Source organism: Bacillus cereus group sp. BfR-BA-01382 (assembly GCF_022663475.1).
GTDB classification, from domain to species: Bacteria; Bacillota; Bacilli; order Bacillales; family Bacillaceae_G; genus Bacillus_A; species Bacillus_A thuringiensis_S.
In genome coordinates, this window is record NZ_JAKUFQ010000427.1 from 1 (window position 1) to 228 (window position 228).

Below are 228 nucleotides of genomic sequence, written 5' to 3' on the forward strand. Positions count from 1 at the left end.
TTTGTTACAAAATGTACTCACGTTAAAAAGTGGACATTTGTTACGAAATGTACTCGTGTACGCGTTCAAAAATGGACGTTCGTTACGAAAGTAACACGTAGAAAAGAATGCACTTTAGTTACAAAATGTGTACGTTTTGAAAAGAAATTTTACTGGACTAAACGATGTTACTGTAAAAAATGCGAATTCTTCCCTCACGGACACGGCGGCTCTTGCGATGATTCATGT

General features: G+C 36.8%; 1 pseudogene. It reads left to right on the top strand.

Annotation, left to right across the window (positions count from 1 at the left end):
• Positions 1-228, top strand: a pseudogene (exsB, locus tag MR160_RS34590) (exosporium protein ExsB); the annotation flags it as partial.